This is a genomic window from Pseudomonas lundensis (assembly GCF_015377145.2).
Taxonomy (GTDB): domain Bacteria; phylum Pseudomonadota; class Gammaproteobacteria; order Pseudomonadales; family Pseudomonadaceae; genus Aquipseudomonas; species Aquipseudomonas lundensis.
In genome coordinates this window covers 2607059-2632073 of sequence record NZ_CP062158.2, presented here as the reverse complement: position 1 = coordinate 2632073, position 25015 = coordinate 2607059, and the positions used below count along the sequence as shown (strand labels likewise).

The following is a 25015-nucleotide window of genomic DNA, read 5'->3' as shown; positions in this document are numbered from 1 at the left end:
CATTCCTGAAAACAGTGTGGAGACCGCAATGCCAGCCTGGCGCTCAATCAGCTTGTGGATGGACCAACTCGCGGACGACCTCACAGCGCGCCCATCGCTTGAGCACGATCTGGACGTAGACGTGGTGATTGTAGGGGCGGGGTACACCGGGTTATGGACCGCCTATTACCTCAAGCGCCATGCGCCCGAACTGAGCATTGCCATCCTCGAAGCGCAAACGGCGGGTTTTGGCGCATCCGGGCGCAATGGTGGTTGGCTGATGGGCAACTTGCTGGGCGAGGACCGCATGCTCGCCGGTCTGTCGGTGGAGCAAAGGCGTCAGTCCTACCGCTTGCTGCATGGCATTCCCGATGAAGTCAAACAGGTCATTGATCGCGAAGGCATCGACTGCGATTACCGCAAAGGCGGTGCCTTGTTCTGTGCCGCGCGCTACCCCGAGCAGGCCTCCACCCTGCGTCAGTATTTGACGGCACTTCACGCTCAAGGTCTCAACGACGCGGATTACCGCTGGCTAGAGCCTGCTGAACTGGCGCAGCAGCTGCGCATTGCCACGCCGTACGGTGCGATTTTCACCCCGCACGTTGCCACGATTCAGCCCGCCAAACTGGTACGCGGGCTGGCCCGGGCGGTTGAGCGCATGGGCGTGAAGATCTTCGAGCAAAGCCCGGTCACGGCGTGGCAACCCGGCCATGTGCGCACCGCCCATGCACACGTCAGGGCGCGCTGGGTCGTGCCCGCGGTTGAAGGCTATGCCAACACCCTGGCGCCGTTGGGGCGTTATCAATTGCCGGTACAGAGCCTGATCGTCGCCACGGCGCCGCTGCCTGAAGCCGTGTGGGATGAAATCGGGCTGTCGGCCGGTCAGGCGTTCAGCGAAAACAGCCGCCAGGTGACGTACGGGCAGCGTACCCACGACAACCGCCTGGTGTTTGGCGCGCGTGGCGGCTATCAGTTTGGGGGCCGTTTGCGCCACGACTTCAACCTGACTCCGGCTGAAATCGAGGTGCGCCGCTACCTCTTCACCGAGCTTTTTCCGGCGCTCAAGGATGTGCACATCAGCCACGTGTGGGGCGGCAATCTGGGCATGGCGCGGCGTTTTCAGCCGCACATGCTCTGTGACCGGCCACACGGTATTGCCTTGTCCGGCGGTTATGGCGGGGAGGGCGTAGGCGCGAGCCATTTGGGCGGGCGCACCCTCGCGGACCTGATCTTGCAGCGCGACACCCTTGAGGTGCAGCAGCCCTGGGTGCTGACCGCCGGTGGTCTCAACGCGCTCAAAGCGTGGGAGCCGGAGCCGTGCCGCTGGTTGGGTTACAACGCCGTTATCCGCAGTTTTGTCTACGAAGACCAGACCCTGGCCAACCCGCATGTCGCCCCTTGGCGGCGGGGGTTCGCCCGTGGCCTGGCCAATGTGATGGAAGGTTTTATGCAGTAACCCCCCTTTGGCACCCACAAGGAACGCTCCATGAGCATCACTCACTTCAAAAACACCGCCCACGTGGCGCTGCAAACCTCCTCACCCGTGGCGGTGCCCCTCGGCACGCCGGTGGCCGAGACCTCAGTGACCTGTGTCGAGCGCACTGACGGCGTTGAAACCGGGATATGGGCGTGCACGCCGGGCCGCTGGCGGCGGCAGATCGTGGCGCAAGAATTCTGTCATTTCATTGAAGGGCGCTGCACATTTACCCCCGATGACGGGGAAACCCTTCACATAGAAGCGGGCGATGCACTGATGTTGCCGGCCAACAGCACCGGGGTCTGGGACATCCAGCAAGCCGTGCGCAAGACCTATGTTTTGATCCTTTGATCACCGAACCCTGCCCATAAAAACAGCGACACACAATACGCAAGGAATCGAATCATGATCCGCATCGCCCTGTTGCCCCTGATGCTGGCTGGCACGTTGTGCCAGGCGGCCGAGACCGTGAAAATTTACAACTGGTCCGACTACATCGCCCCCGACACGCTGAAAAACTTCACGCGTGACACGGGCATTGCGTTCAGCTACGACGTGTACGACAGCAATGAAACATTGGATGGCAAATTGATGACCGGCCAATCCGGTTATGACGTGGTGTTTCCGTCCAACCATTTCATGGCGCGGCAGATACAGGGCGGGGCGCTGAAAAAACTCGACAAGGACCAATTGCCGAACTGGAAGAACCTCAACCCGGCGTTGCTCAAGGCCTTGCAAGTCAATGACCCCGGCAATGAGCACGGTTTCCCTTACTTATGGGGCAGCACCGGGATTGGCTACAACGTCGCCAAGGTCAAGGCCGTGTTGGGCGAGAACGCGCCTGTGGACTCCTGGGACTTGATTTTCAAGCCCGAAAATATGGAGAAACTCAGCAAGTGCGGGGTGGCGATTCTCGACAATGGCCCTGAAGTCTTGCCGGCTGCGCTCAACTACCTGGGGCTGCCCCACCACAGCAAAAGCCCCGAAGACTATAAAAAGGCCGAAGCCATGCTGATGAAGGTGCGTCCTTATATCAGTTACTTTCACTCCTCGAAGTACACCAGCGATCTGGCTAACGGCAATATTTGCGTCGCCGTGGGGTTTTCCGGGGACATCCTGCAAGCCGAAACCCGTGCCAAAGAAGCCGGGAATGGCATTGATATCGGCTATTCGATCCCTAAAGAAGGCGCCGCCATCTGGTTTGACATGGTGGCCATGCCCGCCGATGCGCCAGATGAAAAAGCCGCCTACCGCTTCATGAATTACCTGCTGCGCGCGGACGTGATGGCAGGGATCAGCAACTACGTGCACTACGCCAACGGCAACGCGCAGGCCGATGCGCTGGTCAACCCCGAAATAAAGGCAGACACCAAGGTCTACCCGACACCGCAAATGCTGCAGACGCTGTTCGCCCTGCAAGCCATGCCGCTCAACATCGACCGTGTGCGCACGCGCCTGTGGACCCGAATCAAGGCCGGGGAATGATCAGCGGCCCTGGTTAAATGCGCTTGGGTTGACCAGATTGGGCGGGCGCTGCCCGTCCAGAGCGGCCAGCAGGTTGTCCACGGCGCAGCGGGCCATGGCTTCACGGGTTTCTATGGTGGCCGAGCCGATATGCGGGGTGGCCACCACGTTATCCAGCGTCAGTAAGGGCGAGGCCGGGTCCAGCGGTTCGCGTTCAAACACATCCAGCCCCGCGCCGCGAATCTGCCCCTGCTGCAAGGCGTGGATCAGCGCGGCCTCATCGACCACTTTGCCCCGTGAAATGTTGATGAAAATACTGTCGGTACGCATCAATGCGAATTGCTCTGCACCGATCAGGCCTTGGGTTTCGGCGGTCAATGGCAGTGTCAGGCAAATGAAGTCCGCCTCTTGCAGCAACGCCCTGAGGCTGCGGTAGCGGGCGCCAAATCGGGCTTCGACCGCCGGTTTTGGCGAATGACTGTGATAGATCACCGGCATGCCGAAGCCAAAGTGTCCCCGTTGCGCCAACGCCTCGCCAATGCGGCCCATGCCAATGATGCCCAAGGTTTTGCCATGCACGTCGGTGCCGAAATGTTCCGGCCCGATGTTTTTTTGCCATTGCCCGTTGCGCACGCGAATCGCCAGCTCCACCACGCGGCGGGCGCTGGCCAATATCAAGGCAAACCCGGTATCGGCCGTGGTTTCGGTCAGCACGTCCGGGGTGTTGGTCAAAAGAATGTGGCGCGCAGTGAGGTAGTCCAGGTCGTAGTTATCGATGCCCACGGACACGCTGGCAATGGCTTCGAGCTTGGGCGCCAGATCCAGCCACTGCGCGTCCAGTTTCAGGCTGGCCCCCAATAAGCCCTGCGCCTGGGGCAACGCCGCACGCAATTGGTCCAGCCCTTGGGCATCCAGCCGCTCGATCAGCGTGACGTCGGCGCGTTCTTGCAAGCGCTGCATCAAGGACGCGGAGAGTGTTTTGTAAAGCACGACATGTTTTTTCAACGCAATCACCAACCTTCAATTCAAGAGTGAGCCAGACGCGCCGTGGCGCTGACTGTCGACGCGGCCGGGTCTTTGGACGCGGGTTTGAGCATGACCGTGAGCAATACCGAGATCAGCAACGCACCGCTCATCAACAGGTAGGACGCCCCCGGCGAGCCGGTTTCGCTGTTCAGGTAGCCCACCAGATAGGAGCCGGAAAATGACCCAAGCGCGCCCATGCTGTTGATCAACGCCATGGCCCCGCCTGCCACGTTGGACGGCAGGATTTCCGGGATGATCGCGAAGAACGGGCCATACGGTGCGTACATGCAGGCCCCGGCAATCACCAGCAACGTGTAGGACAACCAGAAGTGCTCTGCACCCAATGCGTAGGAACCGTAGAACGCAACCGAGGCAATCAGCAGCGGCGGCCAGACGAAACGCTTACGCTTTTGCAGTTTGTCCGAGCCCCACGACACGCCGAGCATGGCGATGACGGCGGCCAGGTACGGCAGGGCCGACAGCCAGCCGGCCTCGATCATGTCCATGTGCGCGCCTTGTTTGAGAATCGACGGCAGCCACAGGACAAACCCGTAGACGCCGATGCTCCAGCAGAAGAACTGCAAGGCCAGCAGGATGACTTTGGGGGAGCGGAACGCCGCAGCGTAGTTCTTGACCGGGGCCATGCCGACTTGCTCGGCATCAAGCGCGCTTTGCAGGTCCTGTTTTTCCTGGGTGCTGAGCCACGTGGCTTCGGCAGGGCGGTCATCGGCCAGTCGCCACCAGATGAACGCCCAGATCACTGCGGGCAGCCCTTCGACGATGAACATCCAGCGCCAGCTGTAATGCTGCACCAGGTAGCCCGAGACCACGGACATCCAGAGCATGGTCACCGGGTTGCCGAGGATCAGGAAGGTATTGGCCCGCGAGCGTTCGGCGCGGGTGAACCAATGGCACAGGTAGACCAGCATGGCGGGCATGACGGCGGCTTCCACCACGCCGAGCATGAAGCGAATGGCGATCAGGCTGTAGGCGTTGGACACCACACCCGTGAGCGTGGCCAGACCGCCCCAGAGAATCAGGCTGACAAAAATCAACTTCTTGACGCTGTTCTTCTGCGCATAAATGGCCCCCGGCACCTGAAAAAAGAAGTAACCGAGGAAAAACAGCGCCCCCAGCAACGACGACAGGCCGGGAGTGATGTGCAGGTCTTCGGCCATCCCGGAGGCGGCGGCAAAGCCGTAATTGGCCCGGTCCAGATAGGCCAGGCTATAGGTGATGAATACGATCGGCATGATGTACCACCACCGGCGGGCAGCGAGTTTTAGCGATTGCATGGCGTAGCTCCTGAGCTTGTTGTTTTTGTCGCAGCAGGTCACGGGTGCAGCACGTTACGCAGGTAAAGCGGTTGCAGTGAGGTCGCGCCCCTCCAGCTCGGCGCGGGTCGGCAGTCCTTCCATGTCGCCACGGCTTTGCACGGCGCGGCTGCCAATCCAGTTGCCGCGCTGCACTGCCTGTTCGAAGCCAAGGTTTTCCAGCAGGGCACTGATCACGCCCACCGCAAAGCCGTCGCCGGCGCCAACGGTATCAATCACCACCTCCACAGGCACCGCTGGCACGAAGCCCTCAGTGTCGGTGGTGCGGTAATAAGCCCCTTTTGGGCCCAGTTTGATGATGACCGCTTCTGCGCCCTGATCCAGATAGAAGCGGGCAATGTCTGCCGGGTCATCGCGCCCGGTCAGCAAGCGGCCTTCGCTCAGGCCCGGCAATACCCAATCGGCGTGGGCGGCGAGGGCGTTGATGTCGCGGATCATCTGCTGTTCGCTGGCCCACAGAGACGGGCGCAGGTTGGGGTCGAACGACACCGTGCGCCCGGCTGCGCGCATGCCTTGCATGAGCTCGAAAGACAATTCGCGGCAACTGGCCGACAGCGCAGGGGGAATGCCCGTGGCATGCAAGTGGCCAGCGCCGAGCAATTGCGGGGTGATGGCGCTGCGGTTCAAGTGACTGGCCGCCGAACCGCGGCGAAAGTATTCCACTTGCGGGTCACTGCCATCGTCCACCCGGGACTTCAACTGGAAGCCCGTGGGGTGCTGCGGGTCGGTTTCAAGGTGCTGGCAATTGAGGCCTTCGGCTTGCAACGTGGCGCGCACAAACCGCCCAAGGGAGTCAGCGCCCACACGGCTGAGCCACGCGACATTGAAGCCCAGCCGCGCCAGCCCGATGGCGACGTTACTGTCGGCCCCGGCAATGCGCTTGTGAAAGCGCTCGACCTGCGCCAGATCGCCGGTCTGTTCGGCCACCCACATGGCCATGGTTTCGCCAAACGACAACACATCGACCTTAGACATGGCTCAACTCCCGTTGCGCTGCGCCGAGCGTCGCCAGGGTGTCGACATGCACTTTTGTCAGCCATTGCAGGTCATTGCCTTGCAGGGGGTATTCCACCGCGCGGGTCAGACCGGGCCGCATGTGCGGCAGAAACTGCTCCCACATCTGCAGGTCGGTGGCCGTTGGCGGCGTCGCAATCAATTTGCCATCCGGGCGCCGGGCGACACCTTTGCAGTGCAAGTAGGTGACATGACGGCCCAGCAAGCGGGCGGCGGTGCTGGCGGATTGGTCTTGCCACTGCCAGTTGCCGATGTCGAAGGTCATGCTGATGGGGGCTTGCCGTTGATCCACTGCATCGAAGAACCGTTGCAGGGGTTCGATGCGTCCGCCCTGGGAGGTCTGGTCATTTTCCACCAGCAGGTTGACCGGTTGTTGCTTGAGGCAGGCGGCCAGGGTGTGTAAATCGCACTGCTCGGTGTAGTAGCCAAGCGACACCTTGAGCCAGGCCGCACCAAAAGCATGGGCCTTGTGCAGGGTCGCCAGCAGCTGAGGATTGGGCCGTGTTTGTCCCGCTTGCCACAGTTCCAGAGGCGATGAATACACACACTCCAGCCCTTGAGCGGCCACTGCTTCAGCGAAGGACGACGGGTCTTCGTCCGTCAGCAGCTCTTCACGCAGTTCGATGCGCCGGGCACCGGCATTGGCCAGTAATTCAATAAAACTGCCTTGGCCGCGTTGGCGAACCAGATCGGCTCCGTAGCTCGACAAACTGATGGAAACGGGGAATGTAGTCATTGTTATTAATCTCTGAAACCGGTTTCATTTTTATGCGTCAAGGACTGCCAGGCGGGTTGCGTCATGGCAGCGCTGTCAGGAGTGGGGGCGTTGGGTCGAGCCGCGCACGATCAGTTGCGCAGGAAAATCCAGGGCTTGAGGTGCTGCGGTATCGCCGCGCAAGCGCTTGAGCAGACATTCGAAGGCGCTGGCGCCGATGGCTTGGGTCGGTTGCGCCAGGGCGGTAATCCCCGAGCCCACCAGCGGGAACCAGTCAAGGTCATCCAGCGCAATCAGGCCGATGTCTTCAAACAGGTGGCGGTTCAGGTCGCGCAGCACCTGAGTGGCGGCCAGCGCGGCCACGCCGTTGGCGCAGAACAGCGCCTTGGGGCCGGTGCCGGGGGTGTCCAGAAACTGTTGGATGCGAGACCGCAGTTCAGGGCCGGTTTCAATTACCGTGCCTTGCAGTGAAGGGCAGTCGTTGAGTTGCGCGTTAAAACTGGCGATGCGCTCCAGGCGCGAGCTGGTGCCATCAGCGGGTTCGCTGACCATCAGCAGGTCGCGAAAACCCTGTGCTTGCAGGTGTTGCAGCGCGGTGCGCACCGCCCCGGCGTTATCCAGCCCTACCAGATCCGCATACAACTGCTCAACGTTACGGTCGATCAATACGATGGGCATTTCTTGATGCAGCGCCTGCAGGACATCAGGTTGATGGCCCAGGGTGTTAAGAATCAGCCCTTCGATGTTGTAGGCCCGCAGCGCAGCCAGGTGCTGGCTTTCCTGCTCATCACTGCGGTCGGTGTTGCACACCACCAGGTTGTAGCCGTGCTCCCGGCAGGCGGTTTCGACGCCATGCATGACGGCGATGGAATAGGGATTACGAATGTCTGCGACCAACATGCCGATCAGGCGTGTACGCCCGCGCTTCAGACCGCGCGCCATTTGATTGGGGCGGTAGCCCAGCGCCTCGATTGAACGCTCGATGCGTTGCGCGGTGGCTTCGGAGAGCAACGCCCGGTCCTCGCCGATAAAGCGCGAAACACTGGCCTTGGACACCCCGGCGTGCAGGGCAACATCGTGCATGGTGACGCGGGAGCGTTGAGCGGCTGAAAAACTGTTCACGGCCTGAACCTTTTATGGGTTGTTATCGCAGGCGGTCTCGGCACAGGGTCTGAAACCGGTTTCAGGAAAACTCAAATCACCTCTGATCGTCAAGTGCCGTTTGTAGGACAACGCAAGTGCTGGCCCTAAACGCTCAATCGCACCGGGAACGTCGCCATGCTGCGAAACTGAAAATTGTTTAGCCGCCACTGCGGCAAATCACTTTCAATCAACTCGATCTTGGAGAACCGCTCCAGTAAACGGCTCAAGACACACTGCACTTCCATGCGAGCTAGCGCTGTACCGATACAGAAATGCACGCCGCCACCGAATGAAGTGTGCGGATTCTTGGCGCGGCGAATATCGAAGCAGTCCGGATCAGCAAAATACAATGGGTCGCGATTTGCTGCGGCGCGCACCAAATACACCAAATCCCCTTTGCGCAAGGCCTTTGAGTGCAGCGTCATGTTTTCCGTCAGCACTCTGTGCGACACCTGAGAGGGCGACTCGTAGCGCAACATTTCATTGATGGCAGATTTCATCAATGAAGGTTCCGCCCTCAAGGCCTGCATTTGCTGTGGGTGTTTAAGCAGATTGAACAGACCCGTGCCGAGCAAAAATGCAGTGGTGCTGTAGCCCGCGGTAATCACCAGCGTCAGTTGTCCGCAAATTTCTTCATCTTGCATGCCCTGCAAGTCTGCCTCGGCAACCACCCGCGTGATGAGATCGTCCTGTGGGTCTGAGCGCCTGCGGTCGATGGCATCGAGAAAATAACGATTCATTTGTTCGATGCTTTCGATGGAGTCCTCAATGCAGTGACTGTCATCCAGACAGCCGGTCAGAAATATGGCGATATTGTCGCTCCAGTGCTGCAACAGAGGCGCGTCGCTATGGGGCAGGCCATAAAGGGCGGCAAGGACGTGGTTGGGGATCAGTGAAAACAGCTCTTGTACAAGGTCCACCCGCTCACGGCCTGCAAAGGTAGTCAGCAATCGGTCGGTCATCAGCAGGATGAAAGGTTCCAGATCAGCAATGGATTTGGGTGTAAACGCTTTGCTGAGTAGTGCTTTTCGCGGTCGATGTTGTGGGGCATCGCTGGCAAACATCCAAAAGGATGTAAGTCGGATAAAAGGTTCGAGTCGTGGCCACAACGCTTGGGGTACATGGCTTTTAAGCAGTTTTTCGATGCGTACCGAAGAGAATCGTCGGGGGTCATTTTCGGCCGCCTGCACATCGTCATAACGCGTGAGCATCCAGCCGCCGATTGAAGGATTCCAGTGCACTGGATCGCATTCGCGCAGGTAACCGTAGTGGCGATTAGGGTTAGTCAAATTGGCAGGCAATGTGAAATCAGGTGTCACTCGACATTCCATGTCATTTATTCCTGTTGGTTTTTGTGTGTATTGCACTAAATGGGCAGTGACCCAAAGTGCAAGCGTAATGCTGGCCAACAGTCTGGCTGAAAGTTAAAGGGCAGTGCGCCTGAAACTTACACATAAGCGACGTTTTTTATACGTGGCCTGCGGGGTGTTGAGTTGTTCATTGTGTCGTTTATGAAGTTTTGGAGGCGGTGGTGATATGACAAGCGACTTTTGATCGGCAAACGCTTACATGGCGATGGGTTTGCGGCTGGCCAACTCTGTAATACGAGTGAGCAGGCTGGAAGTTTAAACAAAAATGAACTGACCAATCGGTCACACCATGAACCTTAAGCGCTGTATTTGTTTGTAGCGATATTCCTACGGCGAATATAGCCAGCATCCTTAAAACTTTAAGGAGATTGCTTTCAGTAAAAGTTCCAATGTTTACGGCTACTTACGGAAAAGTCGTTTATTGACGTCAAAAAAGTGCTGGACTGAATATTTCGAAGTGTGTCAACTTCGCCCGGCCAATAAACGGCGAGTGATAGGACGATCTCGCCATGGGATCGTCTATATCTGTCAAAAACTTTTCTACTGCTAAACAAGGAACTGTTTACATGTCGAAACTTAAAGAGAAAGCAGCGCTGTCCGTCAACCCGACGTTTGCGGCCAACGGCACCAGTTCTGCCTTCACCCAGGTGGATAACTTCAGTCATTTCTATGACCGCGGTAATCACCTGGTCAACGGCAAGCCATCGTTTACGGTCGATCAGGCCGCTGACCAACTGACCCGCAGTGGCGCCAGTTGGTACGACCTCAATGGCGACGGTGTGATCAATTTGTCCTACACCTTCCTCACGTCTCCACCGCCGGGCTATGCCTCCCGTGGTCTGGGCACTTTCAGCTCGTTCTCCGGGCTGCAAAAGGAACAGGCCAAGCTGTCGCTGGAGTCGTGGGCCGATGTGGCCAAAGTGACCTTCACTGAAGGCCCGGCGGCACGCGGTGACGATGGTCACATGACCTTCGCCAACTTCAGCGCCAGCAACGGCGGGGCTGCGTTTGCCTACCTGCCGAACAGCTCGCGCAAAGGCGAGTCGTGGTACCTGATCAACAAGGACTACGATGTCAACAAAACCCCGGGGGAAGGCAACTACGGTCGTCAGACCCTGACCCACGAGATCGGTCACACCCTGGGCCTGTCACACCCCGGCGACTACAACGCCGGTAATGGCAACCCGAGCTACCGTGATGCCGTGTATGGCGAAGACACCCGTGCTTACAGTGTCATGAGCTACTGGAGCGAGAAGAACACCGGCCAAGTGTTCACCAAGACCGGGGAAGGCGCCTATGCGTCGGCACCACTGCTCGATGACATTGCTGCGGTGCAGAAGCTGTACGGCGCGAACATGGAAACCCGCGCCGGTGACACCGTTTATGGGTTCAACTCTACGGCTGACCGCGACTACTACAGCGCCACTTCGGCCACCGACAAGTTGATTTTTTCGGTGTGGGATGGCGGCGGCAATGACACGCTGGACTTCTCGGGTTTCAGCCAGAACCAGAAAATCAACCTGGCAGCCGGTTCGTTCTCTGACGTGGGCGGGATGACCGGTAACGTGTCGATCGCTCAAGGCGTGACCATCGAAAACGCCATCGGGGGTTCGGGTAACGACCTGTTGCTGGGCAACGCGGCCTCCAACATCCTCAAGGGCGGTGCCGGCAACGACATCCTTTACGGCGGTGGCGGGGCAGACAAGCTGTGGGGCGGGAGCGGTTCGGACACGTTTGTTTACCGTGAAGTGTCTGATTCGACCCCCAAGGCGGCCGATACCCTCATGGATTTCCAGACCGGGCTCGACAAAATCGACCTCACCGGGATTACTCATCTCAGTGGGTTGAATTTCGTCAATGCGTTCACCGGTCAGGCGGGTGATGCGGTCGTCAGCTACAACCAGGCCAGCAATGCTGGCTCGCTGCAAGTGGACTTCAGCGGACACGGCGTAGCCGATTTCCTGATCACCACCGTCGGGCAAGTGGCAACTTACGACATCGTCGCGTAAGGCTGTCGGTAAACGGGCAGCGCGCAAGCGCTGCCCTCTGGCACTACGCCGAGGTCTCATGAACACTGCATACCGTTTTATACAAGCAATGGGCTGTGTGGCTGCATTGCTGTTGACTACCACAGAGAGCGCCATGGCCACTTCGCTGATGTTATTAAGCCCCGCACAAGTGGCGGGCAGTTGGACGTTTTATGTGCAAGGGGCCGAACAGGACGCGTGCACAGTCACGTTGAAAAAAGACCGTACCTTCAGTGCCCAGGTCAGTTGTTTACAGGCGTGGCTGGGCCGAACGCCGACCACGTGGTCGCCCACCCCGGATGGCCTCTTGCTGATTGGAAAAGACGGCTCGCAGTCACTCTTTTTGGAGTTGCGAGAAGCAGGTCGCTATGAAGGCTCAGTGGAGGGTTCTAAAACCCTGGTGATGCAACGTGCACACTTACAAAGTGTGCATTAACGCAAACAAGCCAGCGCCGTTATTCAGGCCGGATCAGTTGTGACCGTAAACGCCGGATCAGGCATGAGGCCACAACGACATTGAACGGCAACAAGGTGGCTGGCAGGCACTCGCCAGTGCCTGTGGACGTGGTTTATTGATCAAGGAAGATTCATGAAGCGGCTGAAAAGCAGTCCCGTCGCGCCCCTCATACATGTATTGGCCGACTATAAAAAGATTCTCATCAGTGTCGGGTGTTTTACGGCCTTGATTAACATCCTGATGCTCGTGCCTTCTATTTATATGCTTCAGGTGTATGACCGGGTGCTGTCATCACAGAACACCACCACGCTGGCGATGTTGTCCTTGATGGTGGTGGGGTTCTTTATCTTTATTGGCACGCTAGAAACCGTTCGCAGTTTTATCGTGATACGCATCGGCAGCCAGTTGGAGCGCCGTTTCAATCAGCAGGTGTACCGTGCCGCGTTCGAGCGCAACCTGTTCAGCGGCCAGGCCCATGCCGGTCAGGCGCTGGGCGACCTGACCCTGATTCGTCAATTTGTCACCGGCCCGGCGTTATTCGCTTTTTTCGATGCGCCGTGGTTTCCGGTGTACCTGTTTGTGATTTTTATGTTTAACACCTGGCTGGGGGTTTTTGCCACGGCCGGTGCCGCCGTGTTGATCGCACTGGCCTGCGTCAATGAAGTCATGACCCGCAAATCCCTGAGCCAGGCCAGTGTGTTTTCGCAACAATCCAGTCAGTTGGCCACCAGCCATTTGCACAATGCCGAGACCATTCAGGCCATGGGCATGCTGGGCGTGTTACGTAAGCGCTGGTTCAACGTCCATTCACGCTTCCTGACCGAGCAGAACAAGGCCAGCGACACCGGCGCGGTCATTGGCTCGGTGAGTAAAACCCTGCGCCTGTGCCTGCAATCGCTGGTGTTGGGGCTGGGGGCGTTGTTGGTGATTCAAGGCGACATGAGCGCGGGCATGATGATCGCCGGTTCGATTCTCATGGGCCGTGTGCTCAGCCCCATCGACCAGCTGATAGCCGTCTGGAAACAGTGGAGTTCCGCCAAGCTGGCCTACCAGCGGCTGGACAGTCTGTTGCGTGAGCACCCGGCGGTGGAAGAGAACATGGCGTTGCCTGCGCCCAAGGGCCACCTGAGTTTCGAAGACGTCAGTGCGGCGCCTCCGGGCATTCGTCTGCCGACCCTGCATCACGTCAGTTTCAGCCTGGTGGCGGGCGAGGTGTTGGGGGTGCTCGGGGCTTCGGGCTCCGGTAAGTCGACACTGGCCCGGGTACTGGTCGGCGTCTGGCCGACCCTGGCGGGCGCGGTGCGTCTGGACGGGGCCGATATCCACCAATGGGACCGCGACCAACTTGGGCCTTACATCGGCTATTTGCCGCAAGACATTGAACTGTTCAGTGGCTCCATCGCCGACAACATCGCGCGGTTCCGTGACGCTGACCCGCAACAGGTGGTGGCGGCGGCCCGGCAGGCCGGGGTCCACGAGATGATCCTGCGCCTGCCAAACGGGTACGACACGCTGCTGGGGGATGATGGCAGCGGCTTGTCCGGCGGCCAGAAACAGCGCGTGGCGCTTGCCCGCGCGCTGTACGGCAGCCCGAGCCTGGTGGTGCTCGATGAACCCAACTCCAATCTGGATGCCGTGGGCGACGCGGCACTCACCAGTGCCATTGCCCAGCTCAAGGCTCAAGGCTGCACTGTAGTGCTGGTGACGCACCGTTCTGCGTCGTTGGCGCAGGCCGACAAACTTCTGGTGCTCAACGAGGGCCGCACCCAGGTGTTCGGGCCGAGCGCCGAGGTGCTCAAGGCGCTGACCGGCGCCCAGCAACAACAGGCGGCCGCCACTGGCATCCCTCGCACCCATCAGGCACAGACGCGCAGCAGCGGCGCATGAGCAAGGACGCACGCATCATGAACGATCAACAACAGTCGCAAGCCATGGAACGTGGCGCCGGGTTTTACGTGCGCATGGGCTGGATCCTGACCCTGATCGGCGCAGGCAGTTTCTTTGCCTGGGCCAGCCTCGCGCCGCTGGACGAAGGCATTCCGGTGCAGGGCACCGTGGTGGTGTCGGGTAAACGCAAGGCCGTCCAGTCCCTGGGCGCGGGGGTGGTCAGCCAGATTCTGGTGCGCGAGGGCCAGGCGGTGCATCAGGGTGAACCGCTGTTTCGCCTGGACCAGACCCAGGTCCAGGCGGATGTGCAATCGTTACGCGCGCAGTACCGCATGGCGTGGGCCAGCACGGCGCGCTGGCAGAGTGAGCGCGACAACTTGCAGCTGGTGAGTTTCCCGCCCGAATTGAGCAATAACCCCGACCCGCGGCTGGCGCTGGTGCTTGAAGGTCAGCAGCAGCTGTTCAGCAGCCGTCGTGAAGCCTTTGCCCGCGAGCAATCCGCGCTCAAGGCCAGCATCGAAGGCGCGACCCGGCAATTGGCCGGCATGCGCCGCGCGCGGGGAGACCTCACTGCTCAGGCCGATTCCCTGCGTCAGCAGTTGAACAACCTGCGACCGCTGGCGGAAAACGGCTACATCCCGCGCAACCGCCTGATGGAGTACGAGCGCCAGTTGTCCCAAGTGCAACAGGACGTGGCGCAAAACACCGGGGAAAGCGGGCGTATCGAGCAGGGCATTCTTGAGTCGCGCCTCAAGCTGGCGCAGCACATCGACGAATATCAAAAGGAAGTCCGCACCCAACTGGCTGACGCGCAACTCAAAAGCCTGACCCTTGAGCAACAACTGGCGTCCGCCGGGTTTGACTTGCAGCACAGCGAAATTACCGCGCCGGCAGACGGAATTGCAGTGAATTTGGGGGTACACACCGAAGGCGCAGTGGTCCGCGCCGGTGAAACCCTGCTGGAAATCGTGCCCCAAGGGACGCGACTGGAAGTCGAAGGGCGCTTGCCGGTGAACCTGGTGGATCGGGTGGGCAGCGAGTTGCCGGTGGACATTCTGTTCACGGCATTCAATCAGAGCAGTACGCCCCGTGTGTCGGGCGAAGTCAGCCTGGTCTCGGCCGACCAACTGTTGGATGAGAAAACCGGCATGCCGTATTACGTGCTGCGCAGCTCAGTGAGCGACCAGGCGCTCGAAACGCTCAACGGCCTGGTGATCAAACCCGGTATGCCGGCGGAGATGTTCGTGCGCACGGGCGAGCGGTCACTGCTCAATTACCTGTTCAAACCACTGTTGGATCGCGCAGGTTCTGCGTTGACTGAGCGATAGGAAATTGCGACGTATGAAAGCAGCTTCAAGAGTGTGCCTGGGGTGGGCGTTATGGGCGGCAATGACTGCCAGCGCGCAGGCGATGGGACCGTTTCAAGTGTACGAACAGGCGTTGCGCAACGATCCCGAGTTTCTGGGGGCGATTGAAGAGAGAAACGCCGGTCAAGAGAATCGCCTCATCGGCCGGGCGGGTTTGCTGCCCAAGTTGTCTTACAGCTACAACAAGGGGCGTAACCATTCCAAAGCCACTTACCTGAATGACCAGGGCAACCGCCACGAAGACCGCAACTACAACAGTTATGGGTCGACGTTCTTGCTCCAGCAGCCACTGATTGACTACGAGGCGTACGCCAATTACCGCAAGGGCGTGGCGCAAACGTTGTTCGCGAACGAGACATTTCGCAGCAAGAGTCAGGAACTGTTGGTACGCGTCTTGACCCATTACACCCAGGCCTTGTTTGCGCAGGATCAAATCGATAACGCACGGGCGAAGAAAAAAGCCTACGAGCAACAATTCCGACAAAACGAGCACATGTTTCGTCAGGGTGAAGGCACCCGCACGGATATTCTTGAAGCCGAATCGCGCTACGAACTGGCCACCGCCGAAGAAATTCAGGCCCAGGATGAGCAGGACGCAGCCTTGCGCGAGCTGGGCGCCCTGATAGGCCAGCCGACGGTCGATATCGATCAGTTGATCCCCTTGGCGCCTGGCTTCAACCCCTTCGCGCTGGAGCCCGGTAACTTTTCGACATGGCACGAAATCGCGCTGGCCAATAACCCGGTGCTGGCCTCCCAGCGCGAAGCCCTGGACGTGGCGCGCTACGAGGTGGAGCGCAACCGGGCCGGGCATCTGCCCAAACTCAATGCTTACGCCAGCGTGCGCAAGATGGAGTCCGAAAGCGGTAATACCTACAACCAGCGTTATGACACCAACACCATTGGCATTGAAATCAGTCTGCCCCTGTATTCGGGCGGTGGCGTATCGGCGTCCGTGCGCCAAGCCCGCAGCAACCTGTCGCAGGTCGAATACGAACTGGAAGGTAAAACCCGGGAAACCCTGATTGAGTTGCGTCGCCAATTCAACGCGTGTCAGTCGGGGGTCAGCAAACTACGGGCGTATCAGAAAGCCCTGACCTCAGCCGAGGCGCTGGTGGTCTCGACCCGGCAAAGCATTCTGGGCGGAGAGCGGGTCAACCTCGATGCCCTGAACGCTGAGCAGCAGCTCTACAGCACGCGCCGCGATCTGGCGCAGACGCGCTACGACTACTTGTTGGCATGGACCAAATTGCATTTTTACGCAGGCACCCTGCGTGAGCAGGACCTGGCGAAGGTCGATGAGGCCTTTGTGCCGCGCGCTGGGGCGCAGCCGATTCATCCGTGAGGAGGGCAAGACCATGGCAGTGTTTGACTACAAACACGTGGGCAACAGCGCTTCAACAGCACTCGTTCAAGACGCACTGGCCCTCACGTTGTACAGCTATCACAACCTCGATCACGGGTTTGACGCGGGGTATCAGAAGCACGGGATGGGCGTCGGTTTACCGCTGACGCTGGTCACGGCCGTGTTGGGCGGGGTGGACTCGCAAGGCGTGGTGCCGGGCATCCCGTGGAACCCTGACTCGGAAAAACTGGCTCGCGAGGCCGTTGAGAAGGCCGGATGGACGCCCATCAGTGCCGGTCAGTTGGGGTATGCCGGCAAAGTGGATCATCGCGGCACCTTTTATGGCGAGCAAAAAGGCTATGACACGGCACAAGTCGAAATCATGGGCAAATATGCTGCCGATGGGCAGTTGACGTCCATCGGCATCGGGTTTCGCGGCACCAGTGGCCCGCGCGAGTCGTTGATTACCGATGCCCTTGGCGATGTCATCAGCGATCTGCTGGCTGCCTTCGGCCCCGACGATTACGCGCGCCAGTACACCGGCCAGGCGTTTGACGGGTTGCTGGGCAGCGTCGCCACGTTTGCCCGGGCACATGGGCTGAGCGGCAACGATGTACTGGTCACCGGCCATAGCCTTGGCGGGCTGGCGGTCAACAGCCTGGCCGACCTGAGCAACGAACGCTGGGCCGGGTTTTATCGCGAGGCGAACTACATTGCCTTCGCCTCGCCCACGCAAAGCGAAACCACGCAAAACGTGCTGAACATCGGTTACGAAAACGACCCGGTGTTCCGGGCACTGGACGGATCGGACTTCACCTTCTCGTCATTGGGCGTACACGACGCGCCTTTGCCGTCGGCGACCAACAATATCGTGAGCTTCAACGACCATTACGCGTCCACGGTGTGGAATGTGCTGCCGTTCTCCATCGTCAATGTCTCGACCTGGATCAGCCATCTGCCCAGCGGCTATGGCCACGGCCTGAACCGCCTCCTTGATTCGGCGTTTTATCACCTGACCCATAAAGACGCGACCCTCGTGGTGGCCAATCTGTCCGGCCCGGCGCGGGAAACGACCTGGGTGCAGGACCTCAACCGCCATGCGCAAGCGCACACCGGCAGCACGTTCATCATCGGCAGCGACAGCGATGACTTGATTCAGGGTGGGCGCGGCAATGATTTTCTGGAGGGCCGCGACGGCAACGACACCTTTCGTGACAGTGGCGGCTACAACATCATTCTGGGTGGCCAGGGCGTGAATACGCTGGAGTTGCAACGCGCACTGCACACGGTTGAGGTGGTGAACGACGGGCATGGCACGTTGTACGTGCGCGACACTGACGGCGGTCTCAGCCTGACCCGTGACCTCAGCCAGTTGGTAAGCGATGAAGCCGGGTGGCTGGGCATTCGTCAGCCGGTTACGCACCGGATCGCCGATGATGGGCTGTGGGCGGGCACTCAGCGCAGCGACTATGCCCACTCGGTGAACGGCGGCCTGCAGAGCAGTACGCTCAAGGCCACAACACAAGGTGACTGGCTGATCGGGCAGGGTGCCGATGACCGGTTGATTGGCACGCTGGGCCAGCATGTGTTTATCGCAGGCGGCGGCGATGATCGGCTGGAGTCAGCGGGCGGCAACAACACGTTTGTGTTTAGCGGCCAGTTCGGTCACGACACGCTGCTCGGTTATCAGCCCACCGACACGCTCGTGTTCCTGGGCGTGGAAGGTGGCTACGACGCGGATTACCGGGCCCATGCCCGTGCCGTGGGAGCTGACACGGTGCTCAGTTTTGCGGACAGTTCGGTGACGTTGGTGGGCGTCGGGCTGGCGACGCTGAATGGCGCAGAGATCGTGATTGCGTGAACGCGGGGGAGAGCAGCGGCGCAGGAAAACCCTGCGCCGCTGCAGTGTTTACACCTTGAACTGGCGCAGTAACTGGTTGAGTTGCACGCTTAGTTCTTTGAGGTGCAGGCTGGCCACACTGGATTGCTCGGCCGCCTGAGCGGTGCTTTGCGACAAGCCGGCGGCTTGCGTCACGTTCTGGTTGATGTCTTCTACGACATGCGACTGTTGCAGCGTTGCACTGGCAATCGACGCGTTGAGGCCGTTCAGGTTGGTGAGCGCCTGACCGATACTGCTCAAACTTTGCCCGGCCTGCGTGGCTTGCTCGATCGTCAGCTGGGAAGCACGGCTGCTGCTGGCAATGACGTTGACCGCCGCTTCAGAGTGTTTTTGCAGCCCCTCAATCATGGCCTGGATGTCCGCGGTCGACTTTTGCGTACGTTGGGCCAGCAAACGCACTTCGTCCGCCACCACCGCGAAGCCGCGACCCTGCTCACCCGCGCGCGCCGCTTCAATGGCCGCGTTCAGAGCCAGCAAGTTGGTTTGCTCGGCAATCGAGCGGATCACTTCCAGCACCGTGCTGATGTCTGTGGTTTGCGAGGCCAGCGTGCGAATCACCTCCACCGCCTGACTGATCGTGCCGGACAGGTCGTCTATCTGCTGCAAGCTGCTGTCGATGTTGTGCTGGCCCTGTTGCGCCTGGTCCTGCGCGCCGCGCATTTCGCTGGCCGCGTGTTCGGCGTTTTTGGCCACGTCCTGCACGGCGTAACTGACCTCGTTGATCGCCGTGGCCACTTGATCCATTTGCAGCGCCTGTTGCTGGCAACGCTGCTGGGCCTCGCTGGCATCGTGGCCCATTTGCGTGGACGACTGATCCAGCGCCGTGGCCGTGGACTGCAAATGACCCACCACATTGCGCAATTTGGCAACAAAGCCATTGAAGTGTTGCGCCATTGAGGTCAGTTCATCCTGGCCGTGGGTGTCCAGGCTGCGGGTCAGGTCGCTCTCGCCGCTGGCAATGTTGGCCATGGCCTGCACGGCTTCTTGCAGGGGCCGCACGATGCTGCGGGCTATCAGCGTCACCAGCGCGGCCATGATCAACGCAATGCCCAGCCCGACCCAGCAGGCTCTCCAGACCTGGCCCCAGAACTCGGCCTGCATGTCGTCGATGTACACGCCGGAGCCGATGACCCACCCCCATGGCTCAAATAGTTGCACGTAGGACGTTTTCTGCACCGGGGCGTCAGAGCCCGGTTTCGGCCAGCGGTAATCGACCATGCCCGCGCCCTTGGTCTTGGCCAGCGTCGCCATCTCGTTGAAGAGCGCAAAGCCGTCGGGGTCTTTGATCGCAGAGAGGTCTTTGCCATCGAGCTTGGGGTTGGTGGGGTGCATGACCATGTAGGGGCGCAGGTCATTGATCCAGAAGTAGTCGTCGTGGTCGTAACGTAACTGCCTGACCACAGCCAGCGCCTGCTGTTGCGCGGCTTCACGGCTCAAGGTGCCGGCCGTTTCAAGCCCGTGGTAGTGGTTCAGGATGCCGCTGGCCGTCTGCACCACGTGTTGGGTCTTCTGCACTTTGCCCTGATAGAGGTCTTCATGGATCTGTTTAAGCATCAACAAACCCAACGCCAGCAGCATGGCCATGGCCACGAGTAAAATCAGCCACAAACGACGACTGATAGACAACCTGCGTAAGGTATTCATAGAACGGTCACTCCTTGTTTTTCTTCTTGTCGTCGACACTCATGGGCATCCAAGCATGCTTTGCGGGCGGGGCCCATGCGACTTGCGTCTAATGTCATAGCAGCGAAAAGTGAATGTGTCTGATAGGATCTCGGCCGAAACGGGAAAACCTGTAAGTTTCTTGATTTCTGACACTTTTTTCACATCGCACTGGCGAAAATCCACGCGTGTGACCCACCTGCGGCAGCGGTTGCACACACTCACATTTCAATAATCAGTCCGGCACGATGCGGGGCTTCATGGGGGAACAATGGATCTTTGGACTGCCGCACAGGCGTTGATACTCGGCGTGGTAGAAGGCCTGACGGAATTTTTGCCCATCTCCAGTACAGGCCACCAGATCATCGTCGCAGACTTGCTCAATTTCGGTGGTGAGCGAGCCATGGCGTTCAACATCATCATTCAGCTCGGTGCCATCCTGGCCGTGGTCTGGGAGTTCCGGCGCAAAATTCTGGACGTTGTCACCGGGTTGCCCACACAGCCCAAGGCGCGTCGTTTCACGGTCAACCTGATGATCGCCGTGCTGCCCGCCGTGGTGCTGGGCATTATCTTTGCCGACACCATTCACCACTACCTGTTCAACCCGATCACCGTGGCTGCTGCGTTGGTGATTGGCGGGGTGATCATGCTCTGGGCGGAACGCCGTGAGCACGTGATTCACGCCGAAACCGTCGATGACATGACCTGGAAAGACGCGGTAAAAATCGGTTTTGCACAGTGCCTGGCCATGATCCCCGGCACCTCGCGGTCGGGCTCGACGATTATTGGCGGCTTGCTGTTCGGGTTATCGCGCAAGGCGGCCACTGAGTTCTCATTCTTTCTGGCCATGCCGACCATGGTCGGGGCGGCGGTGTACTCCGGTTACAAATACCGTCACTTGTTTCAGCCTGACGATTTGCCCGTCTTCGCGATTGGCTTTGTGACCTCGTTTGTCTTCGCCATGATTGCAGTGCGTGCGTTGCTCAAGTTCATTTCCAACCACAGTTACGCGGCGTTCGCCTGGTACCGCATCGCGTTCGGGTTGTTGATTCTCGCCACTTGGCAGTTTGGCTGGATTAACTGGACGGCGGCGGCTGCGTGAACAAATCAGTCCGAGAACGTCGCGATTACGTGGGCATGCCTGAGCGTGGCAACGGCCCGATCCGCCGGTTGAAGTTCAAGCTCGTTATTTTTGCAGCGCTGTGCGCGTTGCCCTTGGGCGGCGCGGCGACATTGTTGATTACCGGGGTCAGCCGCGTACCGTTACTGATCTATCTGGTCACCAGCGTGCTGGCATTTGGTCTGTACGGGTATGACAAGCAGCGAGCCAAAACCGGCCAGTGGCGCATCCCGGAGAAGGTCTTGCACGGCGTTGAGCTGTTGGGGGGCTGGCCCGGCGCGTGTGTGGCCCAGCAACTGTTGCGCCACAAGACGCGCAAGGTCTCGTTTCAAATCTGGTTCTGGCTGATTGTGGCCTTGCACCAGGCGATCTGGATCGATGTGCTGTTTTTGAAAATGACCCTGCTGGACTTGTAGCTCTGAGCCAAAGCGCGTCAGAGCAGTAACCCGATCTGACGCTTTTTCGGCAGTTTGGCTACCACCAACTGGTGGGCGCGGCGCAACAAGTCTTGCAGCTCCTCGGCGCCCATGGGGTAGGGCGGCTGCATATTGATCCAGTGCGCCCGTGCCAAATACGGGGAGGGGCGTATACCGGGCCGATCGACATACCCCAGAAACAGCTCTTTCTCCACCTTGAACGACAACCCGTCCTTATTCAGGTTGAACAGCGCAAACATCTTGCTCTGGTCGACGTAGAACACTTGCACGCCTCCCCATTTGATATCTTCTTTGACACCGGGCAACTGACGGCAAAAATCAGCAATCTGGTCCTTGTTCATCCTGTTGGTGCTCATAGCAGCTTGTCTCCACAGCGTTCGAATGATTCAACCAAATGCTCCATCCAGGCGCGCACCGCGGGCATCACCCCGCGCCGATGCGGGTAAACGGCATGTAGCCAACCCCCCGGCAATGACCAGTTGGGCAGCAACTGTACAAGCTGGCCTGTTTGCAATTCCTGTTCGCAGTACATCATGGGCAGTACGGTAAACCCCAGGCCCGACAGGGTGCAGGCTTTGCGCACGATGAAATCATCGATGCCCAAGCGCGCTTCCAATACCAGGTCACAGGGGCTGCCCAACTCATCGAGCATGCGCAAGTGAACCATGCGGTCTGCTTCAAGCGCGCCCAGCACGGGCACGTGCTTCAAGTCGTCCGGATGTTCGATGGACCATTGGCTGGCAAATGCCGGGCTGGCGACCATGACGGTTTGCGCCTGCCGCAATCGACGGGTAGCCAGCAGCGCGTCTTCGTCCCCCAGCTCACGCACGCGCAGGGCCACGTCGATGCCCTCGGTAATCAGGTCGACGCGGCGGTTGAGCAGCAGCATTTCAAGCTGCACATGAGGATAGGTGCGTAAAAAGGCGCTGATGACGTCAGGCATGAATTCATGGGCCAGCCCCACGGGGCATGACACCCGCAACGGGCCACGCGGCTCGCTGGACATACTGGCCACGGCTTCGTCTGCCATTTCCGCCTCCAGCAGCATCGCCTGACAGTGGCGCAGGTAACGTTCGCCTACGGCCGTCAGCTTGAGTTGGCGGGTGGTGCGTTGTAACAAGCGCGCGCCGAGGCGGTCTTCAAGTTCGGCCACGCGTCTGGACAACCGGGATTTCGGAATCCCCAACACGCGTCCAGCGGCGGCAAATCCACCGGCTTCCACCACTTTGGCGAAGTAATACAGATCGTTCAGGTCTTGCATGACGCGCTCACTGTCCTACAGGTGGGACGAACTATCGCATGAGTGGCGACTTATCGTCGATTGCTTTCATGGGTAGCATCCTCCCCACTTGATCGCCGGGCGGCGGTCCTCACCTCTGGAGATCACCATGAACGTTTTGCACATCGATTCGAGCATCCTCGGCGACAACTCGGCATCCCGTCAGTTGAGTCGTGCCGTGGTCAACGCCTGGCAAGCGGCTGATCCTGACCTTAACGTGAGCTATCGCGACCTGGCAGCCGAAGCCATCGACCACTTTTCGGCCGCTACGCTGGTGGCTGCCGGTACCGCCGCTGAACTGCGCGATGCGGCTCAACAACACGAAGCGCAATTGAGCGCCGACACCCTGGCACAGTTCCTGGCCGCCGATGCTGTCGTGATTGGGGCGCCGATGTACAACTTCACCATTGCGACTCAGCTCAAGGCATGGATTGATCGCATCGCTGTTGCCGGTCAGACATTTCGCTACACCGACGCCGGTCCTGAAGGCCTGTGCGGCAATAAAAAAGTAATTGTGGTGTCGACGTCGGGCGGGTTGCACGTCGGTCAGCCGACCGGGCTGGCCCATGAAGACTACTTGAAGGTCATGCTCGGTTTTATGGGCATCACCGATGTGACGTTCGTTCGTGCCCACGGTCTGGCTTATGGCGATGACGTTCGCAGCAAAGCCATGAACGATGCTCATGCGCACATTACTGGAGCGTTGTTCAGCGCAGCGTAAGCTTGCGGCACGGTGTCACCCGCTAAACTCTGTATTCTGGCTGTCAGCAAATGGCCCGGGTACGGAGTTTTTTGCATCTTGAGCCAAAGCCATGGCCTGAACCGTGCATGGCGCCCGTACTCAAGTTCAGGTGTGAAAAATACCGGCTAAACGCCTTCAGCGGTGAGCGATCATGGTGCGTGCGTGTGCGCTTCTCATGCTTTTTTTGGCTTGCAGCCCTTGGGCGGTGCAGGCCGAACCGTCCCTGCACTGGAGTGTCGGCTTTCATCGGCTCACGTTTCTCGATCCCCTCGATGACCGCCCCATGCATGCCATTGCCTTCTATCCATCCATCGGTCAAGAAGGGCGCAGCACGATTGGCGCTTATCAAATGGATGCCACGCAAAACGCCCGCATAGCGATGGGCCGCTATCCGCTGCTGATGCTCTCCCATGGCAACACCGGCACACCGCTGGCCTTGCATGACCTGGCCACCGCGTTGGCGCGCAAAGGGTTTGTCGTGGTTGCGGTGCTGCACCCGGGGGACAACGATAAGGACCACAGCCGGTTGGGCACGCTGAGCAATCTCTATGGCAGGCCGATGCAAATATCGGCTGCCATTGACGCGACGTTACAGGACAGTCGCCTGTCGCCCTACGTCTTGCCCGATGCACTCGGGGTGATTGGCTATTCGGCCGGCGGTGAGACGGCGCTGATCCTGGCCGGTGCGCAGCCTGATCTGGAGCGGCTGAGGCGCTATTGTCAGGAGCGGCCAGGGGATCGTGATGCGTGTACGACCCAGGGTGAATTGATTGCAGACCGGGACGACCTTGCCCCCGTGGCGGATGTTCGCGTTCAGGCGCTGTTATTGCTGGCGCCGCTGAGCCTTATGTTCGGTCGGCAAACCCTTGCCGACGTGCATGTACCTGTCCTGCTTTACAGTGGGGATGGCGATAAGTTGGTGTTTCCGGACAAAAACTCGGATGCGCTGGCTCGCAAACTGCCTACAGCGCCTGAGTTCAAAGTCATACCGGGCGCTGGGCACTTTGTGTTCATGGCGCCCTGCACCGATGAGCAGATGGCGACAATGCCCGGTTTGTGTACCGACGCCGAGGGTGTGGATCGGGAGGACATCCACCGTGATCTTATTGACGAAGCAGGGCGATTCTTCCGTCAGTCATTGATAAACAGTGCTCACAATGGGCTACGTACGGCTGACCACAGATGAGGCGCAGGATCGTCCGCGCACAACATGAAAAACCCGTCACGGGGACGGGTTTTCAAGATGACGCGCTGTAATCAGGGGGTGTGTGAA

General features: G+C 59.4%; 22 protein-coding genes. 13 read left to right on the top strand and 9 right to left on the bottom strand.

The genetic code is table 11. From position 1 onward, the window contains the following. The first annotated feature begins 28 nt into the window (after positions 1 to 28). Genes IF654_RS12280 through IF654_RS12270 form a run of 3 tightly spaced genes read left to right on the top strand, consistent with a single transcriptional unit; the run spans position 29 to position 2941 of the window. Positions 29 to 1435 carry an NAD(P)/FAD-dependent oxidoreductase gene (locus IF654_RS12280; protein ID WP_083333605.1) on the top strand — a complete coding sequence of 469 codons (1407 nt, stop codon included), beginning with the start codon at positions 29 to 31 and terminating at the stop codon, positions 1433 to 1435. 30 nt (positions 1436 to 1465) lie between these two features. Next, entirely contained in the window at positions 1466 to 1807 is a 342-nt protein-coding gene (locus IF654_RS12275; RefSeq protein ID WP_047280715.1) for a cupin domain-containing protein, read from the top strand. Between the two features lie 54 nt (positions 1808 to 1861). After that, positions 1862 to 2941, top strand: coding sequence for a polyamine ABC transporter substrate-binding protein (locus tag IF654_RS12270; protein WP_047293430.1), 1080 nt, complete (start codon positions 1862 to 1864; stop codon positions 2939 to 2941). Here IF654_RS12270 and IF654_RS12265 read toward each other — a convergent pair whose 3' ends face one another. From IF654_RS12265 to IF654_RS12240, 6 genes are all read right to left on the bottom strand, one after another. Then, positions 2942 to 3925: an NAD(P)-dependent oxidoreductase gene (locus IF654_RS12265; protein WP_194862408.1), complete on the bottom strand. Its 984-nt coding sequence runs from the start codon at positions 3923 to 3925 to the stop codon at positions 2942 to 2944. Between the two features lie 20 nt (positions 3926 to 3945). Continuing rightward, positions 3946 to 5241 carry an MFS transporter gene (locus IF654_RS12260; protein WP_047276679.1) on the bottom strand — a complete coding sequence of 432 codons (1296 nt, stop codon included), beginning with the start codon at positions 5239 to 5241 and terminating at the stop codon, positions 3946 to 3948. A 54-nt stretch (positions 5242 to 5295) separates the two neighbouring features. After that, positions 5296 to 6255 (bottom strand): sugar kinase, encoded by a 960-nt coding sequence (locus IF654_RS12255; protein ID WP_083333607.1) that lies wholly within the window; start codon positions 6253 to 6255, stop codon positions 5296 to 5298. After that, positions 6248 to 7030: a sugar phosphate isomerase/epimerase family protein gene (locus IF654_RS12250; protein WP_047280713.1), complete on the bottom strand. Its 783-nt coding sequence runs from the start codon at positions 7028 to 7030 to the stop codon at positions 6248 to 6250. Before IF654_RS12250 ends, IF654_RS12255 begins: the two co-directional genes overlap by 8 nt. A gap of 75 nt (positions 7031 to 7105) precedes the next feature. Beyond that, the gene (locus tag IF654_RS12245) at positions 7106 to 8131 is read right to left on the bottom strand and encodes a LacI family DNA-binding transcriptional regulator (protein ID WP_047274492.1); all 1026 of its coding nucleotides are present in this window, start codon (positions 8129 to 8131) and stop codon (positions 7106 to 7108) included. Positions 8132 to 8256: 125 nt separating this feature from the next. Next, positions 8257 to 9471, bottom strand: a complete 1215-nt coding sequence (locus IF654_RS12240) for a cytochrome P450 (protein WP_157774117.1) — start codon at positions 9469 to 9471, stop codon at positions 8257 to 8259. A gap of 617 nt (positions 9472 to 10088) precedes the next feature. Here IF654_RS12240 and IF654_RS12235 point away from each other — a divergent pair. The 6 genes from IF654_RS12235 (at position 10089) to IF654_RS12210 (ending at position 18463) form a co-directional block, all read left to right on the top strand. After that, entirely contained in the window at positions 10089 to 11531 is a 1443-nt protein-coding gene (locus IF654_RS12235; protein ID WP_047276684.1) for a serralysin family metalloprotease, read from the top strand. Between the two features lie 133 nt (positions 11532 to 11664). Further along, on the top strand, positions 11665 to 11985 hold the full coding sequence (locus tag IF654_RS12230; RefSeq protein ID WP_194862409.1) for an AprI/Inh family metalloprotease inhibitor: 321 nt from the start codon (positions 11665 to 11667) through the stop codon (positions 11983 to 11985). Between the two features lie 153 nt (positions 11986 to 12138). Beyond that, positions 12139 to 13893 (top strand): type I secretion system permease/ATPase, encoded by a 1755-nt coding sequence (locus tag IF654_RS12225; protein WP_194862410.1) that lies wholly within the window; start codon positions 12139 to 12141, stop codon positions 13891 to 13893. After that, entirely contained in the window at positions 13890 to 15221 is a 1332-nt protein-coding gene (locus IF654_RS12220) for an HlyD family type I secretion periplasmic adaptor subunit (protein ID WP_194862411.1), read from the top strand. Before IF654_RS12225 ends, IF654_RS12220 begins: the two co-directional genes overlap by 4 nt. Positions 15222 to 15282: 61 nt before the next feature. Further along, positions 15283 to 16602, top strand: coding sequence for a TolC family outer membrane protein (locus IF654_RS12215; RefSeq protein WP_230683806.1), 1320 nt, complete (start codon positions 15283 to 15285; stop codon positions 16600 to 16602). 13 nt (positions 16603 to 16615) lie between these two features. Further along, a complete protein-coding gene (locus IF654_RS12210; RefSeq protein WP_194862412.1) occupies positions 16616 to 18463 on the top strand; it encodes a polyurethane esterase in 1848 nt (615 codons plus the stop codon). Positions 18464 to 18511: 48 nt separating this feature from the next. On the opposite strand, the gene IF654_RS12205 is transcribed toward IF654_RS12210, so the two are convergent. Continuing rightward, positions 18512 to 20146, bottom strand: coding sequence for a methyl-accepting chemotaxis protein (locus IF654_RS12205; protein ID WP_047274510.1), 1635 nt, complete (start codon positions 20144 to 20146; stop codon positions 18512 to 18514). Positions 20147 to 20435: 289 nt separating this feature from the next. Between IF654_RS12205 and IF654_RS12200 the strand changes: the two genes are divergently transcribed. Together IF654_RS12200 and IF654_RS12195 are read left to right on the top strand one after the other, a co-directional pair. After that, complete coding sequence (locus tag IF654_RS12200) at positions 20436 to 21266, top strand: undecaprenyl-diphosphate phosphatase (RefSeq protein ID WP_047274513.1); 831 nt, start codon at positions 20436 to 20438, stop codon at positions 21264 to 21266. Between the two features lie 35 nt (positions 21267 to 21301). Next, entirely contained in the window at positions 21302 to 21700 is a 399-nt protein-coding gene (locus IF654_RS12195; RefSeq protein ID WP_194862907.1) for a DUF1294 domain-containing protein, read from the top strand. A gap of 17 nt (positions 21701 to 21717) precedes the next feature. On the opposite strand, the gene IF654_RS12190 is transcribed toward IF654_RS12195, so the two are convergent. Both IF654_RS12190 and IF654_RS12185 read right to left on the bottom strand, forming a co-directional pair. Next, complete coding sequence (locus tag IF654_RS12190) at positions 21718 to 22062, bottom strand: MmcQ/YjbR family DNA-binding protein (protein ID WP_094989855.1); 345 nt, start codon at positions 22060 to 22062, stop codon at positions 21718 to 21720. An 11-nt stretch (positions 22063 to 22073) separates the two neighbouring features. Then, positions 22074 to 22982, bottom strand: a complete 909-nt coding sequence (locus tag IF654_RS12185) for a LysR substrate-binding domain-containing protein (protein ID WP_047282636.1) — start codon at positions 22980 to 22982, stop codon at positions 22074 to 22076. A gap of 127 nt (positions 22983 to 23109) precedes the next feature. On the opposite strand from IF654_RS12185, the gene IF654_RS12180 reads away from it, so the two are divergent. Together IF654_RS12180 and IF654_RS12175 are read left to right on the top strand one after the other, a co-directional pair. After that, positions 23110 to 23721, top strand: a complete 612-nt coding sequence (locus tag IF654_RS12180) for an FMN-dependent NADH-azoreductase (RefSeq protein WP_047274516.1) — start codon at positions 23110 to 23112, stop codon at positions 23719 to 23721. Positions 23722 to 23893: 172 nt separating this feature from the next. Then, positions 23894 to 24928 (top strand): alpha/beta hydrolase family protein, encoded by a 1035-nt coding sequence (locus tag IF654_RS12175; RefSeq protein ID WP_047274518.1) that lies wholly within the window; start codon positions 23894 to 23896, stop codon positions 24926 to 24928. The last annotated feature ends 87 nt before the right edge of the window (positions 24929 to 25015 follow it).

Bases quoted from the DNA above. Each gene is read 5' to 3' on its own strand.
- IF654_RS12215 (WP_230683806.1), top strand. From the start codon at position 15,283: ATGACTGCCAGCGCGCAGGCGATGGGACCGTTTCAAGTGTACGAACAG.
- IF654_RS12255 (WP_083333607.1), bottom strand. From the start codon at position 6,255: ATGTCTAAGGTCGATGTGTTGTCGTTTGGCGAAACCATGGCCATGTGG.
- IF654_RS12270 (WP_047293430.1), top strand. From the start codon at position 1,862: ATGATCCGCATCGCCCTGTTGCCCCTGATGCTGGCTGGCACGTTGTGC.
- IF654_RS12200 (WP_047274513.1), top strand. From the start codon at position 20,436: ATGGATCTTTGGACTGCCGCACAGGCGTTGATACTCGGCGTGGTAGAA.
- IF654_RS12275 (WP_047280715.1), top strand. From the start codon at position 1,466: ATGAGCATCACTCACTTCAAAAACACCGCCCACGTGGCGCTGCAAACC.
- IF654_RS12175 (WP_047274518.1), top strand. From the start codon at position 23,894: ATGGTGCGTGCGTGTGCGCTTCTCATGCTTTTTTTGGCTTGCAGCCCT.
- IF654_RS12280 (WP_083333605.1), top strand. From the start codon at position 29: ATGCCAGCCTGGCGCTCAATCAGCTTGTGGATGGACCAACTCGCGGAC.
- IF654_RS12220 (WP_194862411.1), top strand. From the start codon at position 13,890: ATGAGCAAGGACGCACGCATCATGAACGATCAACAACAGTCGCAAGCC.
- IF654_RS12190 (WP_094989855.1), bottom strand. From the start codon at position 22,062: ATGAACAAGGACCAGATTGCTGATTTTTGCCGTCAGTTGCCCGGTGTC.
- IF654_RS12210 (WP_194862412.1), top strand. From the start codon at position 16,616: ATGGCAGTGTTTGACTACAAACACGTGGGCAACAGCGCTTCAACAGCA.
- IF654_RS12195 (WP_194862907.1), top strand. From the start codon at position 21,302: ATGCCTGAGCGTGGCAACGGCCCGATCCGCCGGTTGAAGTTCAAGCTC.
- IF654_RS12225 (WP_194862410.1), top strand. From the start codon at position 12,139: ATGAAGCGGCTGAAAAGCAGTCCCGTCGCGCCCCTCATACATGTATTG.
- IF654_RS12250 (WP_047280713.1), bottom strand. From the start codon at position 7,030: ATGACTACATTCCCCGTTTCCATCAGTTTGTCGAGCTACGGAGCCGAT.
- IF654_RS12235 (WP_047276684.1), top strand. From the start codon at position 10,089: ATGTCGAAACTTAAAGAGAAAGCAGCGCTGTCCGTCAACCCGACGTTT.
- IF654_RS12180 (WP_047274516.1), top strand. From the start codon at position 23,110: ATGAACGTTTTGCACATCGATTCGAGCATCCTCGGCGACAACTCGGCA.
- IF654_RS12205 (WP_047274510.1), bottom strand. From the start codon at position 20,146: ATGAATACCTTACGCAGGTTGTCTATCAGTCGTCGTTTGTGGCTGATT.
- IF654_RS12260 (WP_047276679.1), bottom strand. From the start codon at position 5,241: ATGCAATCGCTAAAACTCGCTGCCCGCCGGTGGTGGTACATCATGCCG.
- IF654_RS12230 (WP_194862409.1), top strand. From the start codon at position 11,665: ATGGCCACTTCGCTGATGTTATTAAGCCCCGCACAAGTGGCGGGCAGT.
- IF654_RS12185 (WP_047282636.1), bottom strand. From the start codon at position 22,982: ATGCAAGACCTGAACGATCTGTATTACTTCGCCAAAGTGGTGGAAGCC.